Here is an 18311-nt window from a genome sequence, read left to right on the forward strand (position 1 = left end):
CAGATGCCAGCTCTTTACGTGATGATCCCGGCTGCACTGCTGATCGTGGCCATCGCTGTCTACATCTTCTTCTGGGCGGTCGACAGCGGGCAGTACGACGACCTCGACGGCCCGGCCCACAGCATCCTGTTCGACGACCAGGACCCGAACCACACCGCCGCAGTCGACGAGGCCAGCGGCCATCCGGCCAAACCCGACGACAAGGCGCCGCCCCATGCTTGAATTGGCGCCACTGTTGGTCTCGGCGTTGATACTCGGCCTGCTCGGGGGCGGTCATTGCCTGGGCATGTGCGGTGGCCTGATGGGCGCGCTGACCCTGGCGATCCCCAAGGAACAACGCAGCCGGCGCTTTCGCCTGCTGCTGGCCTACAACCTCGGGCGCATTCTCAGCTATGCCACGGCCGGCCTGTTGATCGGCCTGGCGGGCTGGGCGGTGGCCAACAGTCCGGCGGCGATGTACATGCGGGTGCTCGCCGGTTTGCTGCTGATCGCGATGGGCTTGTACCTCGCTGGCTGGTGGAGCGGCCTGACCCGCATCGAAAGCCTCGGACGCGGCCTGTGGCGGCATATCCAGCCGGTTGCCAACACACTGCTACCGGTGTCGAGCGTGCCCCGTGCGCTGCTCTTGGGTGCGCTCTGGGGCTGGTTACCGTGCGGCCTGGTCTACAGCACGCTGCTGTGGTCGGCCAGTCAGGGCAATGCGCTGGACAGTGCGTTGCTGATGCTGGCTTTCGGGTTGGGCACCTGGCCGGTGCTGCTCGCCACGGGGCTGGCGGCCGAACGGGTGACGGCGCTGTTGCGCAAGCGCAGCGTGCGCATGGCCGGTGGGTTGCTGGTGATGCTGTTCGGCATCTGGACCTTGCCGGGGCCGCATCAGCATTGGCTCATGGGACACTAGATCGGCGACGCGCCCTTCGCGAGCAGCCTCGCGGCCACCGTTGACCGCCCCCACCTGTGGAAAGCGAGCTTGCTCGCGATGAGGCCCGCACTGACAGCACGAATTGCGAACTTTGACGCAAATCAAGATGCCCAATCGACGCAGCCCCTAGACTGGCCGACACTGCCAGCCTATCCGGGGGAACGCCCGCATGATGCTCGACGCCATTCGTTGGGATACCGATTTGATCCGCCGTTATGACCTGGCGGGACCGCGCTATACCTCCTACCCGACCGCCGTGCAATTCAACAGCCAGGTCGGCACGTTCGACCTGTTTCACGCCCTGCGCGACAGCCGCAAGTCCCAGCGCCCGTTGTCGCTGTATGTGCATGTGCCGTTCTGCGCCAACATCTGTTACTACTGCGCCTGCAACAAAGTCATCACCAAGGATCGCGGCCGCGCCCAGCCCTACCTGCAGCGCCTGGAACAGGAAATCCAGTTGATCGCCTGCCACCTCGACCCCGCGCAAAAAGTCGAGCAACTGCACTTTGGTGGCGGTACACCAACCTTTCTCAGTCACGACGAACTGCGTCAGCTGATGGCTCACCTGCGCAAACATTTCAATCTGCTGGACGACGATTCCGGCGACTACGGTATCGAGATCGACCCCCGCGAGGCCGACTGGTCGACCATGGGGTTGCTCCGGGAGCTCGGTTTCAACCGGGTCAGTATCGGCCTGCAAGACCTCGACCCCGCAGTGCAGCGTGCCGTCAATCGGCTGCAAAGTCTTGAAGAAACCCGCGCCGTGATCGACGCCGCCCGCACCTTGCAGTTTCGCTCGATCAACATCGACCTGATCTACGGCTTGCCAAGACAGACCCCGGACAACTTCGCCCGCACCGTCGAAGAAGTCATCAACCTGCAACCCGATCGTCTTTCGGTGTTCAACTACGCTCACCTGCCGGAACGCTTCATGCCGCAACGGCGGATCAACAGCAACGAGCTGCCGACGCCCGCGCAGAAACTGGAAATGTTGCAGCGCACCATCGAGCAACTGACGGCTGCCGGTTATCGCTACATCGGCATGGACCACTTCGCCCTGCCGGACGACGAACTGGCGATTGCCCAGGAAGAATCGACCCTGCAACGCAACTTCCAGGGCTACACCACCCACGGACATTGCGATTTGATCGGGCTGGGCGTGTCGGCGATCAGCCAGATCGGCGACTTGTACTGCCAGAACAGCAGTGACCTGAATCAGTACCAGAGCGCTTTGGACTCCTCACAGCTGGCCACCAGCCGCGGCCTGTTGTGCAACGCCGATGACCGGCTGCGGCGTGCGGTCATTCAGCAACTGATCTGCAATTTCAGCCTGGAGTTCGCCCAGATCGAACAGGCCTTCAACATCGACTTTCAGGGCTATTTCGGCGAGCTGTGGCCACAGCTGCACAATATGGCCAAGGATGGCCTGATCGAACTCGACAATGAACGAATCACCGTGCTGCCGGCCGGCCGCCTACTGGTACGCTCGGTGTGCATGGTTTTTGATGCGTACCTGGAACATCACAATCGCCAACGGTTTTCCCGCGTGATCTAAGCCTGGCCGGCAAATCCGCCATACACTGGCCTCCATGTCCTTCGGTGGGTTACCCTTACGTCTTACGCGTGTTTTCCCACAAGGATTGAAGAAATGTCTGAGCCAGTAAAGTTGCGTGCTCATAATCAGGCCCATTGCAAGGATTGCAGCCTGGCCCCTCTGTGTTTGCCACTTTCGCTCAACCTGGAAGACATGGATGCCCTGGATGAAATCGTCAAACGTGGACGCCCGCTGAAAAAAGGCGAGTTTCTGTTCCGCCAGGGTGACACCTTCGACTCCGTTTATGCCGTACGCTCCGGTGCGTTGAAAACGTTCAACCTGAGCGATGTCGGCGAAGAACAGCTCACCGGTTTTCACTTGCCGAGTGAACTGGTTGGCTTGTCGGGCATGGACACCGAGAAACATCCGGTGTCGGCACAAGCGCTGGAAACCACGTCGGTCTGTGAAATACCCTTCGAACGTCTCGACGAACTGGCCCTGCAACTGCCGCAGCTGCGCCGTCAGCTGATGCGAGTGATGAGCCGCGAGATTCGCGACGATCAACAGATGATGCTGCTGCTGTCGAAAAAGACCGCTGACGAGCGTATCGCCACATTCCTGGTCAACCTGTCGGCACGTTTTCGCGCCCGTGGATTCTCGGCCAACCAGTTCCGCCTGAGCATGTCCCGCAACGAAATCGGTAACTACCTGGGCCTGGCGGTGGAAACCGTTTCGCGGGTGTTCACGCGCTTCCAGCAGAACGAACTGATCGCCGCCGAAGGCAAGGAAATCCAGATTCTCGATCCGATCCAGCTCTGTGCACTCGCGGGCGGCTCGGTCGAAGGCTGATCTCGATCCGTGGTAGAGCGAACCGTTTCAGCCGCGGGTATACTGCGCCGTTTGCAGCCCTGCCAGGACACCTTGATGATGGCCTTCGACTCCTTCGACATCAAATCCCTCATTCGCCCCGTGATCGACTTCCCCAAGCCGGGGGTGATTTTTCGTGACATCACCCCGCTGTTCCAATCGCCCACGGCCCTGCGCCTGGTGATGGACAGCTTTGCCCATCGCTACGTCGAGGCTGATTTCACCCACATCGGCGCCATGGATGCCCGTGGTTTCCTGATTGGTTCGGTGCTGGCCTATCAGTTGAACAAACCGCTGGTGCTGTTCCGCAAGCAAGGCAAGCTGCCCGCCGATGTGCTGGCCGAAGGCTATGCGACCGAATACGGTGAAGCCTTTCTGGAAGTGCACGCTGACAGCCTCTGCGAAGGCGATTCAGTGGTGATGTTCGATGACCTGATCGCCACCGGCGGCACCCTGATTGCAGCGGCTAACCTGATCCGCCGCATGGGCGCGCGGGTGCATGAAGCGGCGGCGATTATTGATTTGCCGGAGCTGGGCGGGTCGCAGCGTCTGCAAGACATGGGAATTGCGACGTTCTGCCTGACGCAGTTTGCGCTGACCGACAGGTAAGCGGCGCCTGCACTGACGCCATCGCTGGCAGGCCAGCTCCCACGGGGTTCTTCGTCATGCACAAGATGTGTGTACGCGCAGATCTCTGTGGGAGCTGGCCTGCCAGCGATAGCGTCAGTCGTTACACCGCAAGCCTCACAACCCCATCTGCTTGCTGATGATCTCGTTCATCACTTCCCGCGTACCGCCGCCGATCGAAAGAACCCGGTTATCCCGGTACAACCGCTCCACCAGGCTTTCGCGCATGTAACCCATGCCACCCAGAATCTGCACCGCCTCCGAGGTGATGCGATCTGCCGTATCCGTCGCAAAGTTCTTGGCCATGGAAATTTCCTTGATCACGCTCAGCCCCGCAGCCATTTTCGCTGCCTGGCGGTAGGTGAATTCCCGCGACACCTCCAGTGCCGTGGCCATTTCGGCGAGGCGGTGTTTGATCACTTGGAACTTGCCGATGGGCTTGCCAAAGGCCTCACGCTCCCGCGCCCATTTCAGGCTTTCCTCCAGCGCCAGTTGAGCGGTCATGTTGGCCATCAATGCCAGGGCCAGGCGCTCGCTCTGGAAGTTGCCCATGATGCAGGCAAAGCCCATGTTCTCGCTGCCGATCAAATGGCCCACAGGCACCCGGCAATCGTCGAAGAACAGTTCAGCGGTATCCGACGCCCACCAACCCATTTTCTTCAACTGACGCCCCACGGTGAAACCGGGTGTGCCCTTCTCGATCAATAACAGGCTGATGCCGGCGAAACCCGGCTCACCGGTTCGCACGGCGACGGTGTAGAAATCCGCGCGCACGCCGCTGGTAATAAAGGTTTTACTGCCACTGACCCGGTAAAAGTCACCGTCACGCACGGCGCGGGTCTGCAGGTTGGCAACGTCGGAACCGCCGCCGGGTTCGGTGATGGCCAAAGCGCTGATTTTCTCGCCGGACAACACCTGCGGCACAACCCGATCACGGACCTCAGGCCTGGCCCACTTGAGAATCGGCGGCAGGCCGATGTCCAGCGAGCCAAGCCCCGCCACCAGGCCGCCCGAGCCACAGCGCATCAACTCTTCGCTGGCGGCGACCTTGGCGAACAGATCGCCTTGGTGGCTGCCACCCAGGCTCTCGGGGTAACCGATGCCGAGAATGCCCGCCGCACCGGCCTTGAGGTAAAGCTCGCGGGGGAAGCTTTCGGCTTCTTCCCACTGGTCGATGTCCGGAAGAATCTCGCGCTCGACGAAACGTCTGACGCTGTCGCGGACCAATTGGTGGCTGGGGTCGAAGTATTCCTGGAAGGCAGGCATCGGCGAACTCCACTGAAGGGTTCAGCGACGTTAACCGAGCGCTTGCTTGGTTTTCAACAGGATTGTGCGTGTGTCAGATAGACCGTGTCGCCCGCATCGCGAGTAGGCTCGCTCCCACATTGGATTTGCGGTGCACACAAAAAACCTGTGGGAGCGAGCCTGCTCGCGATGACGTCAACCCAAACGACACAAGTTACAAGCTGATCGGCTTACGCCCGGCAAACGAATGCGCCAGCGTTCCGCCATCCACCAGTTCCAACTCGCCGCCCAGTGGAACGCCATGGGCGATGCGCGAGGCGATCAGGCCTTTGCTGCTGAGCAATTGGGCGATGTAATGCGCAGTCGCTTCACCTTCCACGGTCGGGTTGGTGGCGAGAATGACTTCAGCAAACGTGCCCGCCTCTTCGATTCGCGCCATCAATTGCGGAATGCCGATGGCTTCCGGCCCCAGTCCGTCGAGTGGCGACAGGTGGCCCTTGAGCACGAAGTAGCGACCGCGAAACCCGGTCTGCTCTACGGCGTAGACATCCATCGGCCCTTCCACCACACAAAGCAGGGTGTCGTCGCGGCGAGTGTCCGCGCATTGCGGGCAAAGGTCATCTTCAGTCAAGGTGCGGCACAAACGGCAATGACCGACACCTTCCATGGCCTGACTCAAGGCCAACGCCAGGCGCGAGCCGCCGCTGCGATCACGTTCGAGCAACTGCAACGCCATGCGCTGGGCGGTTTTCTGACCTACACCAGGCAAAATTCGCAGGGCGTCGATCAGTTGGCGAATCAAAGGGCTGAAGCTCATGGGGGAAAAATCCGACAAAACAACGAGACGCGGTTTATACCCGCGCCTCTGATTAGCGTCAAATTGCAGCGTCAGTCTTTTGCGACCCGCACCACCAGTTTGCCGAAGTTACGCCCTTCCAGCAGACCGATGAACGCCTCGGGCGCCTGCTCCAGACCCTCGACCACGTCTTCGCGGAACTTGACCTTGCCGTCGCGCACCCACGGCGCCATGGCACTGACGAATTCCGGCTGACGGTCGCCATAGTCGTCGAACACGATGAAGCCCTGAATTCGTACGCGCTTGGTCAGCAGCGTGCGCTGCAATTGCGGCAAGCGATCCGGGCCGCTCGGCGCCTCGCTGGCGTTGTACGAAGCGATCAGCCCACAGAGCGGAATCCGCGCCTTGGGATTGAGCAGTGGCACGACCGCGTCGAACACCTTGCCGCCGACGTTTTCATAATAGATATCGATGCCTTTGGGGCAGGCCTGGGCCAGCTCATCGGCGAAGTCTGGGCTCTTGTGGTCGATACAGGCGTCGAAGCCCAACGCCTCAACCACGTAGCGGCACTTGTCCGCGCCACCGGCCACGCCCACCACGCGCAAGCCCTTGATCTTGGCCACCTGCCCGACCACCGAGCCGACTGCGCCCGATGCGGCCGCGACCACCAGCGTTTCGCCGGACTTCGGCTGGCCAATGTCCATCAAGCCCATGTAAGCGGTCATGCCCGGCATGCCGAGGATCCCCAGGGCCATCGACGGGCTCGGCAGACCCGACGGCACCGGCACAATACTGCGACCGTCGTTGATGCTATGGCTTTGCCAACCCGTGGCGCCGACCACCAGATCGCCTTCCTGGAACCTGGGATTGAGCGAACGCTCGACCCGGCTGACGGCGCCGCCCGTCATCACCTCGCCGATTTCCACCGGCGCGGCGTACGACGGCGCGTCACTCATGCGCCCGCGCATGTAAGGGTCCAGCGACAGATAAAGGGTCTTGAGCAATACCTCACCCTCAGCCAGTTCGGGCAACGCGACCCGCTCCAGGCGGAAATTCTCGGGCGTCGGCGCACCCACCGGGCGGGAGGCCAGGACGATACGTTGGTTGAGGGTCATGGGGTCGGACATGTCAGCGTCTCCTTGATCGTTGAGTTCGGTGGTATAGGGAGAAGACCTTTGTGGCGGTACTGCGTTCGATGATTCTTCCGTTTTGCCGAGTTGACGCCATCGCGAGCAAGCTCGCTCCCACAAGACTCAACGTCATCCTGTGAGAATGGCGGACTCACCGACAGCACCTCCCGGGAAGCCGGGAACAAAAATGCCAGGCGCGATGCCTGGCATTTTTTTGTAGCTCATCTGACGCCTGAAGGCGAATCAGAACGGCAGTTTCATGCCCGGTGGCAGTTGCATGCCTGCGGTCATGCCGGACATTTTGTCCTGGCTGTTGGCTTCGATCTTGCGCACGGCGTCGTTGACCGCTGCCGCGAACACCGCTTCGAGCATTTCCTTGTCATCTTCACTCAGGCCTTCGACCAGGCTTGGGTCGATGGTCACGCGCTTGACGTCGTGACGACCGGTCATGACCACGGTGACCATATCGCCACCGGCCTTACCGGTGACTTCGGCATTGGCCAGCTCTTCCTGCATCTTGGCCATTTTTTCCTGCATCTGCTGCGCCTGCTTCATCAGGCCGGCCATGCCACCTTTCATCATGGGAATCACCTCAAAAGTACTTGGATAAAAACAGCGCCCGGCCCTGCTGGCCGAACGCCCTCAGTTATTAGCCCTGACTGACCAGAGCTTCGACAGGTTCAATAGTATCGTTACGGATCACCGCACCGAACTGCTGCATCATTTGCTGGATGAACGGATCGCCATGGATCGACTCCTCGGCCTCGCGCTGGCGGTCGGCACGACGGCGCGACGCAGCCTGGGCCGGGGTTTCCTGCTCGGGCTTGATCAGTTCCATGGTCAGGGTCAGCGTACGCCCGTGGTACTGATTCAACGCATCGTTAAGGCGGCGTTGCTGGGTGGCGTTGAACAAGGCGCTGTGGGCCGGGTCCAGGTGCAACAGCCAATTGTCGCCATCAACGGCGATCAGCGTGCAGTTGGCGGCGATGCTGCCGGTCATGCCGGAGATCGGCAGGTTCGGGAACAGTTCCAGCCATTGCAGGGCCAGTCCCGTGGCCGGCGCGGCGGCAGGCTCGGGCTCCGGTTCGGCGGCAGGCTCGGCGGCGTGCTCGCTGGCCAGTTCGTCGAGGTAGCTGTAGGCGGAGTCCATGTCCGGCTCGATGTAGTCCTCATCCAGCGGCGGCTCGTCGTCCAGGTCCATGCCCGGCGTGGCGGCATCGACCTCGGCCACCGAAGGTTCCGGAATAGGCGCGGCGGCCCACTCCGGCGCGTCCGGCACTGCGCTGTCAGGCGTCGGCAACGGCATCGGAGGCAATTCGGGTTGTTCGCTGGCGGTTTCCAGTACCGGCTCGACCGCTGGCTGCTGAACGACTTCCGGTTCGACCGGATCATTCCACGGCAGGTCGACCACTTCTTCGACCACGACCGCCTCGACCAGCGGTTCGGGCTCAGGCACCGCGACCGGCTCAGGCGACGCTACCGGAGCCACGACAGGTGCGGGCGCCACGGGTGCAACTGCCGCAGCGACTACCGGCGCAACAACGGGCGCGGCAGCCACGGATTTGGCGGAATCAACTGTGGCCTGGCTGATCCCCACTGGCTTTAGCGGTTGCCTCGGGGCATCCGCGGTGTCGGCGGGCCGGAAGGCGAGCATTCGCAGCAACACCATTTCGAAGCCGCCGCGGGGGTCCGGCGCCAGTGGCAAGTCGCGACGGCCGATCAGGCCCATCTGGTAATAGAACTGCACGTCTTCGGCCGGCAGCGCCTGGGCCAGTGCCAGCACGCGATCCCGATCGCCATGGCCGTTATCGACGCCTTCAGGCAAGGCCTGGGCGATGGCGACACGGTGCAACACGTTGAGAATTTCCGAGAGCACGCCGTTCCAGTCCGGGCCTTGTTCGGCCAAATGCCGAACGGCTTCGAGCAACGCCTTGGCATCGCCTTCGATCAGCGCATGCAGGACGTCATAGACCTGCCCGTGATCGAGTGTCCCGAGCATTGCCCGGACATCGGCGGCCATGACCTTGCCCTCACCGAAGGCAATCGCCTGGTCGGTCAGGCTCATGGCGTCGCGCATCGAACCATCGGCGGCGCGCCCCAGCAACCACAGTGCATCGTCTTCGAACGGCACGTTCTCGACGCCCAGCACGTGGGTCAAATGCTCGACGACGCGCTCCGGGGTCATGTTCTTCAGGGAAAACTGCAGGCACCGGGAGAGAATCGTTGCAGGAAGTTTCTGCGGATCAGTGGTGGCCAGGATGAACTTGACGTAGGGTGGCGGCTCTTCGAGGGTTTTCAACAGCGCATTGAAGGAATGGCTGGAGAGCATGTGCACTTCGTCGATCAGGTAAACCTTGAAGCGTCCGCGGCTTGGAGCGTACTGCACGTTGTCGAGCAGTTCGCGGGTGTCCTCGACCTTGGTGCGACTCGCGGCGTCGATCTCGATCAGGTCGACGAAACGACCTTCATCGATTTCGCGACACACCGAGCACTCGCCGCAAGGCGTTGAAGTGATACCTGTTTCACAATTCAGGCATTTGGCGATAATTCGCGCGATGGTGGTCTTGCCGACCCCGCGCGTACCGGTGAACAGGTAGGCGTGGTGCAGCCGCTGGCTGTCCAAGGCATTGATCAGAGCCTTGAGCACATGGGTCTGGCCGACCATTTCGCGGAACGAGCGCGGACGCCATTTACGTGCAAGAACCTGATAACTCATCGAAAACCGTCGCAACGAAGGAAGCTGAAGCGGCTAATGCTAGCGGAGCAAGGGCAAAATTGCATCCGGTGCGCTCGTCTAATCTGGCTAAGCTCGATTTTGGGGGCTATTTGTTTCAAAGATCCATTGGAGCGTTTATGCGGCTGGCCTTGGGGGCACTGCTGTTGATCAGCCAGAACGGAGCGGCCGCCGGTGCACCGTTGCGCTTTGTGGTGCCCGACAGTTGGGCGATGCCGATGGTGCAACTGGAACATGGCCAACCGACCCAGGGCATTCTGTACGACGTGATGCTCAGTCTCGCGACCCAAGTCGGCGTCCCGGCGGAATTTCACGTATTGCCTCGGGCGCGGGTGCAGAGCGCCATGGAGCACGGCGAGGTCGATATCCGCTGCTATGCCGCGCAGTCCTGGTTGCCGAACCAGTCCGGCGACTACATCTGGAGTATCCCGCTCTGGACCCAACCCGACATGCTGATCAGTCGCCCTCCCGGCCCCGCCTCGGTGAGTCCGGAGCATTTATCGCACCAGTCCATCGGCACGGTGCTCGGCTATAGCTATCCGACCCTGCAGCCGCTGTTCGATAGCAGCCAGTTGCACCGCGACGACGCTCGCAATCAGGAACAGGTGCTGCAAAAGCTCCAGGCGGGGCGCAATCGGTACGCCGTCAGCAATCAATGGTCGCTGGAGTGGTTCAATCAGCGCCTGTTGCCGGAGCAGCGACTGCAGAGTGTCGCGGTGCTGCAGGTACAGCGCGTAGGCTGCTATGTGCGCAACGATCCCGAGGTGCCGGTGCAACGGATCCTGCGCACCTTGCTGCGGATGAAAATGTCCGGCGAGATCGACGACATCATCGGGCTTTACATTGGCAGCAAGTCCGAAGCCACTCCCTGATCCCGGGCCGTTTCATCCAGGAGCCGCCATTGCGCAGGCGCGACAAAACCCGCGACCCAGTCCGGTATGTCTGCGGGCGGCATCGGCCGGGCAATGAAATAGCCTTGCGCCACTTCGCAGCCCAACTGCAGCAACAACTTACCGTGCTCGACGCTTTCCAGCCCTTCAGCAATCACCTGCCGACCAAACGCCCGCGCCAAGCCAATCACTGCGGACGTGAGGGCAAGGTCGTCGTGGTCATGCAATATGTCGCGCACAAAAGATTTATCGATCTTGATGGTTTGGGTGCGCAGGCGCTTGAGGTAGCTCAGGGATGAATAACCGGTGCCGAAATCGCCCAATGAAAACTGCACCCCCATTGCCTGGCAGGCTCGCAGACAGTCACTGACGTGCTGAATGTTCTCGATGGCGACCGACTCGACGATTTCCAAGTCGAGTTTTTGCGGTGCGACCCGTGCGTAGCGCGAAAGCAGGTTTCCGAGCCGCTCGACAAAATCCGCCCGCTGAAAATGCCGCGCGGCGATATTGACGCTTACCGGCCAGTCATGCCCGGCCTGCTGCCAACGATCCAACTGAGACAACACCTGATCCATGACCCATTCACCGATATCAATAATCAGGTCTGTCTCTTCAACCAGCGCCAGAAACTCCTTCGCCGCCACCAGGCCATCCTGCGGATGCTCCCAGCGCAGCAGGGCTTCGAAACCCACGACCTCACCACGGCGCATATTGACCTTGGGCTGAAAATGCAGGCGCAGTTCATCGGCGGCCAGCGCCTGACGCACCCGTTCGACCGTCTGGTGCGTAGCCTTGCCTTCGCGATCCCGTGACACGTCAAACATATGAAAACGCTTGCGCCCGCTCTGCTTGGCTACGTACATGGCTTGATCGGCGTGGCGTAGCAGGGTTTCAGCGTCTTCGTTGTCGTGGGGGAACAGCGTGACGCCAATGCTGGCGTACACATTGATGTCTTTGCCGTGCACCGAATACGGCACCGAGATCGTCCCCAGCACCCGGTTCAGCGCCGCACGCAGCTCCGCCAGATCGCGCACATAACGCAATATGAGCACGAATTCGTCACCGGCCAGCCGCGCCACCACATCCTCGGCGCGCACGATGTCGCGCAGGCGTCTGGCCACTTCCACCAGCAACAGATCGCCACTGGCATGCCCGTAACTATCGTTGACGGCCTTGAAGCCATCGAGATCGAGCATGCATACCGCCAGCGGGATACTCTCCTGGCACGAGAATTCCAGCGCCTGATCCAGCAGTTCCGAGAGAAACACGCGATTGGGCAGCCCGGTCAGTACATCGTGCCCGACCCGCCATTGGAGGGAATGCAGCAACTGATGCTTCTCACTGATGTCAAAACGTATGGAGACATAACGCTCGACCCGCCCGGTGACGCTGTCGAGCAAGGGCACCATGGAGCTTTCGACCCAATACAGGCTGCCGTCCTTGGCGCGATTGCAGATTACGCCCTTCCAGACGCCTCCCAAGGCGATGGTGCGCCACATTCCGGCAAAAAACTCCGTGGAGTGCATGCCGGAATTGAGCATGCGGTGGTTCTGCCCGAGCAGTTCCTCACGGCTGTAGCCGGAAATGGCGCAGAACTGATCGTTGACGTGGGTGATCCGGCCGGAAAGGTCGGTCTCGGAAAAGATAGCGGCGGCATCGACGGCCCTGCGGTATTTCTCATCCATGAGTCAGACTCGCTGTTGCTGGCGGCCGCCTGATTCAAGGGCGCAACACCAACAAGGGTAAATTCGGCAGGTTTAGAGAGCTGGTTTAACAGGAACGCAACTGCCCGAACGCGTGCCGTGCTGGCTTCTTCACATTATTCAAATTTCTGAAATCCGGTCACTGAAGCCCTGACTGGCGGGCAATTCTACGAAACACATCACATTTTGCAAAGCAAGGTGATGGATCAAGCAGTTGTCTAATGCAAAAATCTATCGTTAAGTTCTTGATTCTAAATGGGAATTGAGTAATGCAAATTTCAAGTTTGGGTCCAGCCATCCGGCGCTACCGCAAGGTCGCGGGGCTTACTCAGGCTGAACTTGGCGAAAGAACCGGTTTTGACCCCAAAACCATCAGCCGCTTCGAAACCGGCACCTATACCCCCAGCGTGGACGTTCTGTTCCAACTAGCCGATGTGCTGGGCGTGAAGCTGAAAGCCTTTTTCGCAGATTTGGGCGATGAAGATGAACAGCGGGCGTATCTGTTCGATGTCATTCATAAAGCAACCCCAAATGATCTGGGAAAGCTGATTGCAGCGGTTGACCAGGCCTTGTCCAAGCCTAATGGCAGAAAATGAAAAAGAGAGGCCGACCTGTCGCACTCGACAGGTCGGCCTCCTTTTTTGCACCTGAACCGCAAATCGCAGACGACAAAAAACCGCAATGGACAAGATCCATGGCAGCGCAATGAAGAGTGTGTTTGAACAGATAACGCGAGAGAGGGCTCGCGGTGCGTTATGGAGGCAACCCCACCAGCCACACCCCGGCACACAATGTTCCCGCTGTGGCTGCTTCCTTCCGGATCTGACCAGGTTCACGGGTAATCGTTGCGGGGGGACCGATGGGGTCACCATAACGACGCTCACCTGACGGCGAGCCGCGCCATTGTACCTATCTGCGGCGAAGTTACAACCGTTCGAGCGGATTAAAAAATATGAGCAGCGTCAAGGACATGCGACAACGATAAAAATCAGTCCATGCAGAAGCGAGCCTGCTTGCAATAGGCACTGACAATGACACGCGCTGCCTGGATTAACGCGTCGCCCTCACGCTCTTCGCGAGCGGTCTCGCGCCTACAGATCCTGCAGCACCTCGTCTGCCCTGCCGCCCTCACGCTGGATGACCAGGTGAATGAAGTGCAGCTTGGTAATCACCGCCGACGGCAATACAAAAGGGTAAAAATCTGGCTGACCCATGCTGCGCGACAGCTCATTGAGCATGCCGGCCAGTTCGATCCATGCGTTGACGAAGGACAGGAACGCCTCGGCACCGGGATGCTGAGGGTCATAAAGGGTGCTGGAAGGGAACGGCTGGTAGTCGAAATCCATTTCCCGGGCACTCATGCCAAAGCCCAGCGCGGTGTCCACCGCGTCCATCATGTGCAGGTAGTGAGCCCAGGTTTCCGCCCAGTCCTCCCAGGGGTGCATGGTGGCGTAGGCGCTGACGCAATGCTGCTGCCAGTCAAGCGGTGCGCCTTGTTGATAATGCCCCTCCAAGGCCTCGGCGTAGCTGGCGCGCTCATCACCGAACACACCGCGAAAGGCTTCGAGCCAATCACTGCTGGCGATCAACCGGTCCCAGTAGTAATGCCCGACTTCGTGACGAAAATGACCGAGCAAGGTGCGATAGGGTTCGTGCATTTGCACGCGCACCCGTTCGCGATGGGCGTCGTCGGCCTCATTGATATCCAGTGTGATCAAGCCGTTGGCGTGGCCAGTGGTCGGCGGCTTGCCTTCGAGGTCTATGCCGATAAAGTCAAAGGCCAGGCCGGTATCTTCGTCGACAGTTTTCGGGATGACCTGCAGCCCGAGGCTGACCAATTGCGCAATCAGGCGCCGCTTGGCGGTTTCGACCTTGTGCCAGCGCTCGTGGTTCTCGGCCATCGACAGATCGGGGATGGTGCGATTCAGGCTGCAGGCGATGCACAAGGCATCGTGATCGTTGGCGGGCAACAGCCAGTTACAGGCTGCCGGGGAGTCGAGATTGGCACACCGGCGAAACACGCCCATGGCAGGGTCGACATCGAGCAACCAGGTATCCGCTTGCGCGCCCGGCTGCAGTGAGGAGACACGACTGAGCTGCGGGTGATAGCCCAACGCTGCCGAGCAGGCCAGGCACTGGCTGTTGCGAAAGAACAATGATTGCCCGCAACGGCACGGCCAGACCTTGCCATTGCGTGAACTTTCGCCGATGACAGGCGCAGCGATGCGTGAGCTGAGCTGGTCGAAGTAGCGATACATGGCGATCTCTCCCTGGGGCTTGCCAAGACTAGATCATGATTGGCCGTCGATCGTTCCCGCGACTTTCAACGGGACTGATACCGTTTTCGTTGACCCGCCAGCTCCTGCAATGAATCGCGTCGCCCCTTGCAGGAACTGGCTGGCCAGCGAATGGCGTCAGACCGAAATGCCGTGCCCGCTCAGGAACCCGACAAACGCCTCTTCATCCAGCACCTTCAAGCCAAGCTCATTGGCCTTGGTCAATTTCGACCCTGCACCCGGCCCGGCGACCACGCAATGGGTCTTGGCCGATACCGAGCCCGCCACCTTGGCGCCAAGGCTTTCGAGCTTGTCCTTGGCCACGTCGCGACTCATCAGCTCCAGCGACCCCGTCAACACCCACGTCTGACCGGCCAGCGGCAAGCCTTCGACGACTTTTTTCTCGCTGTGCCAGTGCATGCCGAACTCAGCCAGCTGTTTTTCGGCAGCCTCGGCCAATTGACGATGTTCCTCGATCGCAAAAAACTCGCGGACCGAACTGGCCTGCTTCTCCGGCAACGCCTGTCGCATATCCAGCCAGTCGGCGTTGATGACCGCTTGCAGCGAACCGAACTTGTCGGCGAGCTTCTGTGCCCCGCCCGGACCGACCGAAGGAATGTGCAGTTTGTCGAGGAAACCACCCAGGGTGGTGCTGGCGGCAAACTCGGCGCCCAGTTCGCCCTGATCCTGAATCTGCAAACCGTGCTTGAGCAGATCAGCGATCACCTGCCGGTTATGAGCATCTTCGAAGAAGCTGTGGATCTCGTGGGCGACTTCCAGCCCGACATCCGGCAAGTACGTCAGCACTTGCGGCAAAGCCTGCTGTACCCGCTCCAGCGAACCCAGGGAGCGCGCCAGGACCTTGGCCGTCTCCTCGCCGACATCGGGAATCCCCAGGGCGTAAATGAAGCGCGCGAGGCCTGGCTTCTTGCTGTCTTCAATTGCAGCAAGCAGGTTTTTGCTCGATAGCTCGGCAAAGCCTTCCAGATCCACGATCTGCTCGAACGTCAGCGCGTACAGATCGGCGGGCGAACTCACCAGACCTTCGTCCACCAGTTGCTCGACACTCTTTTCGCCCAGACCTTCGATATCCATCGCGCGACGGGAAACGAAGTGAATGATCGCCTGTTTGAGTTGCGCGCCGCAGGCCAGTCGACCGACACAGCGATACACCGCGCCTTCGCTGACAGTCTCGCGGCCCTTGCTGCGCTTGATCAGTTGGGTGCGCTCGACATGGGAGCCGCAGACCGGGCATTGCTCGGGAATATGCACCGGCCGCGCATCGTCCGGACGACGCTCGAGCACGACCTGAACCACTTGCGGAATCACGTCGCCAGCACGGCGAATGATCACCGTGTCGCCGATCATCAATCCCAGGCGCGCCACTTCATCCATGTTATGCAACGTCGCGTTGGCCACGGTGACACCCGCCACCTTGACCGGCCTCAGGCGGGCCACGGGCGTGACGGCGCCGGTGCGCCCGACCTGGAATTCGACGTCGAGCAGCTCGGTCAACTCTTCCATGGCCGGGAACTTGTGGGCGATGGCCCAGCGCGGTTCGCGAGCGCGGAAACCCAGTTCGCGCTGGGCGGCAATGCTGTTGACCTTGAACACCACACCATCGATTTCGTAAGGCAGTGCGTTGCGCCGCTCACCGATGTCGCGGTAGTAATCCAGGCACTCGGCGATGCCGTTCGCCAGCTTGAGCTCGTGGCTGATCGGCAGGCCCCAGGCCTTGAGTTGCTGCAAGTTGCCGATATGCGTATCGGCGATATCGGCGGACACCTGGCCGATGCCGTAGCAGCAGAATTCCAGCGGCCGATTGGCAGTGATCTTCGAATCCAGCTGACGCAAGCTGCCCGCCGCGGCGTTGCGGGGGTTGGCGAAGGTCTTTCCGCCGACCTCCAGTTGCGTGGCATTGAGCCGCTCGAAACCGGCCTTGGACATGAACACTTCGCCGCGCACTTCCAGGGTGGCCGGCCAGCCGGTCCCGTGCAACTTGAGTGGAATGTTGCGCACGGTGCGCACGTTGACGCTGATGTCTTCGCCGGTGGTGCCGTCGCCGCGCGTTGCACCGCGCACCAGCATGCCGTCCTGATACAGCAAGCTGACCGCCAGGCCATCGAGTTTTGGTTCGCAACTGTACTCGACCGTCGCGCCGCCACCGAATAGATCACCGGCCGGCAGATCCAGCCCTTCGGTCACCCGGCGGTCGAACTCATGCATGTCGGCTTCTTCGAAGGCGTTGCCGAGGCTGAGCATCGGCACTTCGTGGCGCACCTGAGTGAACGCCGACAGGGCCGCGCTGCCAACTCGCTGGGTTGGCGAGTCACTGGTGATCAGTTCCGGGTTGGCAGCTTCGAGCGCCTTGAGCTCGTTGAACAACCGATCGTATTCGGCGTCCGGAATGCTCGGCTCGTCCAGCACGTGATAGCGATAGTTGTGCTGATCCAGCTCGGCGCGCAGCTCTAGAATGCGGTTTTTGGCGGCAGTCATGGGTGTTCTCTCATAAAGCAAAAGAGCAGCCGAGGCTGCTCAATTTTCTGAATACAGTAGCTCAAGGCTATGGACAGCGTGGCAAGGAAGCTTGCTCCCTTGCCACGGCAAGCCCCTGTGCCACAGAAGCCTGCCCGGCCATTGGATTAGCGCTTCTGGGTCAGGGCGCGACGTTCAAACTCGACGATACGCTGACGGTAGTGCTCGATGGTCTGGGCCGTCAGCACGCTGCGCTGGTCATCCTTCAGTTCGCCGTTCAGCTCCTGGGACAGTTTGCGCGCCGCCGCCACCATCACGTCGAAGGCTTGCTTCGGATGGCGCGGGCCAGGCAGGCCCAGGAAGAAACTCACCGCCGGCGTGCTGAAGTGGTCGATGTCGTCCAGATCGAAGACACCCGGCTTCACCGCATTGGCCATGGAGAACAGGACTTCGCCGTTGCCCGCCATGCTTTCGTGACGGTGGAAGATGTCCATTTCGCCAAAACGCAGACCGCTTTCCAGAATGTTCTGCAACAGGGCCGGGCCCTTGAAGCCAGCGGCGTCGCGGCAGATCACGCTGATCACCAGCACTTCTTCGGCTTGCGGATGATCCTTGTCGCTGACCGCAGGGGCTGCCTTGATGTCTTCAGCGAAATCGTCGTCGCGAGTGCTGAAGCTCGGGCCACCGTCCAGATCCAGGCTGAGGTTCATGTCGCCTTGCGAAGGTTCGCCATGACCGCGTTTGCCGCGCTTGGAACCCGACTCACGCGGTTCACGGGCCGGCATGCTCACCGACGGCAGATCGTGCTCGTCCAGTTGCGGTTCCTTGTGAGTGTCCAATACACGAGGCGGGCCCAACAGTTCGGCACTGGTGTCTTCATCCGGCAGATTGGACAGACTTCGATCAAGACGGAATTTCAGTTTTCCCTTGCCACCGCGCATACGGCGCCAGCCATCAAAAAGAATACCGGCAATGACAATAATGCCGATGACGATCAGCCACTCGCGCAGACCGATTTCCATGTAATCCCGTGCCTCTATAAAAAATGCTGAAAAATAAGGGGTTTACAACCTGTAAACCGCTTTAAAACGTGGCGCCAACTCTATGTTCTGACA

At 60.6% G+C, this 18311-nt stretch carries 16 protein-coding genes and 1 other RNA gene; 7 read left to right on the forward strand and 10 right to left on the reverse strand.

Annotated features, from left to right (window positions below):
• The first annotated feature begins 3 nt into the window (after nucleotides 1–3).
• The 5 genes from ccoS (at nucleotide 4) to GQ39_RS15910 (ending at nucleotide 3929) form a co-directional block, all read left to right on the forward strand.
• On the forward strand, nucleotides 4–222 hold the full coding sequence (gene ccoS / locus GQ39_RS15890) for a cbb3-type cytochrome oxidase assembly protein CcoS (protein WP_047531427.1): 219 nt from the start codon (nucleotides 4–6) through the stop codon (nucleotides 220–222).
• Nucleotides 215–898 (forward strand): sulfite exporter TauE/SafE family protein, encoded by a 684-nt coding sequence (locus GQ39_RS15895; protein ID WP_047531428.1) that lies wholly within the window; start codon nucleotides 215–217, stop codon nucleotides 896–898. Before ccoS ends, GQ39_RS15895 begins: the two co-directional genes overlap by 8 nt.
• Before the next feature lie 193 nt (nucleotides 899–1091).
• Complete coding sequence (hemN, locus tag GQ39_RS15900; protein ID WP_047538932.1) at nucleotides 1092–2474, forward strand: oxygen-independent coproporphyrinogen III oxidase; 1383 nt, start codon at nucleotides 1092–1094, stop codon at nucleotides 2472–2474.
• A gap of 93 nt (nucleotides 2475–2567) precedes the next feature.
• The gene (gene fnr, locus GQ39_RS15905) at nucleotides 2568–3302 is read left to right on the forward strand and encodes a fumarate/nitrate reduction transcriptional regulator Fnr (RefSeq protein ID WP_047531430.1); all 735 of its coding nucleotides are present in this window, start codon (nucleotides 2568–2570) and stop codon (nucleotides 3300–3302) included.
• 78 nt (nucleotides 3303–3380) lie between these two features.
• Nucleotides 3381–3929, forward strand: a complete 549-nt coding sequence (locus tag GQ39_RS15910; RefSeq protein ID WP_047538938.1) for an adenine phosphoribosyltransferase — start codon at nucleotides 3381–3383, stop codon at nucleotides 3927–3929.
• Nucleotides 3930–4064: 135 nt separating this feature from the next.
• Here the strand turns inward: GQ39_RS15910 and GQ39_RS15915 are convergent, their stop codons facing one another.
• From GQ39_RS15915 to dnaX, 5 genes are all read right to left on the reverse strand, one after another.
• The gene (locus GQ39_RS15915) at nucleotides 4065–5213 is read right to left on the reverse strand and encodes an acyl-CoA dehydrogenase family protein (protein WP_047531432.1); all 1149 of its coding nucleotides are present in this window, start codon (nucleotides 5211–5213) and stop codon (nucleotides 4065–4067) included.
• Between the two features lie 193 nt (nucleotides 5214–5406).
• Nucleotides 5407–6009 carry a recombination mediator RecR gene (recR, locus tag GQ39_RS15920; protein WP_008050204.1) on the reverse strand — a complete coding sequence of 201 codons (603 nt, stop codon included), beginning with the start codon at nucleotides 6007–6009 and terminating at the stop codon, nucleotides 5407–5409.
• Nucleotides 6010–6080: 71 nt separating this feature from the next.
• Nucleotides 6081–7115: an NADP-dependent oxidoreductase gene (locus tag GQ39_RS15925; protein WP_047531435.1), complete on the reverse strand. Its 1035-nt coding sequence runs from the start codon at nucleotides 7113–7115 to the stop codon at nucleotides 6081–6083.
• A 246-nt stretch (nucleotides 7116–7361) separates the two neighbouring features.
• The gene (locus tag GQ39_RS15930; protein ID WP_008028561.1) at nucleotides 7362–7700 is read right to left on the reverse strand and encodes a YbaB/EbfC family nucleoid-associated protein; all 339 of its coding nucleotides are present in this window, start codon (nucleotides 7698–7700) and stop codon (nucleotides 7362–7364) included.
• Between the two features lie 67 nt (nucleotides 7701–7767).
• Nucleotides 7768–9834, reverse strand: a complete 2067-nt coding sequence (gene dnaX, locus GQ39_RS15935; RefSeq protein WP_047531437.1) for a DNA polymerase III subunit gamma/tau — start codon at nucleotides 9832–9834, stop codon at nucleotides 7768–7770.
• A gap of 137 nt (nucleotides 9835–9971) precedes the next feature.
• Between dnaX and GQ39_RS15940 the strand changes: the two genes are divergently transcribed.
• The gene (locus GQ39_RS15940) at nucleotides 9972–10724 is read left to right on the forward strand and encodes a substrate-binding periplasmic protein (RefSeq protein ID WP_047531439.1); all 753 of its coding nucleotides are present in this window, start codon (nucleotides 9972–9974) and stop codon (nucleotides 10722–10724) included.
• On the opposite strand, the gene GQ39_RS15945 is transcribed toward GQ39_RS15940, so the two are convergent.
• Nucleotides 10691–12427: a putative bifunctional diguanylate cyclase/phosphodiesterase gene (locus GQ39_RS15945; RefSeq protein WP_047531442.1), complete on the reverse strand. Its 1737-nt coding sequence runs from the start codon at nucleotides 12425–12427 to the stop codon at nucleotides 10691–10693. The two genes, GQ39_RS15940 and GQ39_RS15945, sit on opposite strands and share 34 nt — an antisense overlap.
• A 287-nt stretch (nucleotides 12428–12714) precedes the next feature.
• Between GQ39_RS15945 and GQ39_RS15950 the strand changes: the two genes are divergently transcribed.
• Nucleotides 12715–13041 (forward strand): helix-turn-helix domain-containing protein, encoded by a 327-nt coding sequence (locus tag GQ39_RS15950; RefSeq protein ID WP_047531444.1) that lies wholly within the window; start codon nucleotides 12715–12717, stop codon nucleotides 13039–13041.
• Between the two features lie 169 nt (nucleotides 13042–13210).
• Here the strand turns inward: GQ39_RS15950 and ffs are convergent.
• The 4 genes from ffs to zipA form a co-directional block, all read right to left on the reverse strand.
• Nucleotides 13211–13307: signal recognition particle sRNA small type (ffs, locus tag GQ39_RS31585), an RNA gene on the reverse strand.
• A gap of 229 nt (nucleotides 13308–13536) precedes the next feature.
• Nucleotides 13537–14703: a zinc-binding metallopeptidase family protein gene (locus GQ39_RS15955; protein ID WP_047531446.1), complete on the reverse strand. Its 1167-nt coding sequence runs from the start codon at nucleotides 14701–14703 to the stop codon at nucleotides 13537–13539.
• A gap of 156 nt (nucleotides 14704–14859) precedes the next feature.
• Nucleotides 14860–17217: an NAD-dependent DNA ligase LigA gene (gene ligA / locus GQ39_RS15960; protein WP_047531448.1), complete on the reverse strand. Its 2358-nt coding sequence runs from the start codon at nucleotides 17215–17217 to the stop codon at nucleotides 14860–14862.
• 146 nt (nucleotides 17218–17363) lie between these two features.
• Entirely contained in the window at nucleotides 17364–18218 is an 855-nt protein-coding gene (gene zipA, locus GQ39_RS15965) for a cell division protein ZipA (protein WP_047531450.1), read from the reverse strand.
• Nucleotides 18219–18311 lie beyond the last annotated feature (93 nt).

The organism is Pseudomonas sp. 11/12A (genome assembly GCF_000800055.1).
GTDB classification, from domain to species: Bacteria; Pseudomonadota; Gammaproteobacteria; order Pseudomonadales; family Pseudomonadaceae; genus Aquipseudomonas; species Aquipseudomonas mohnii.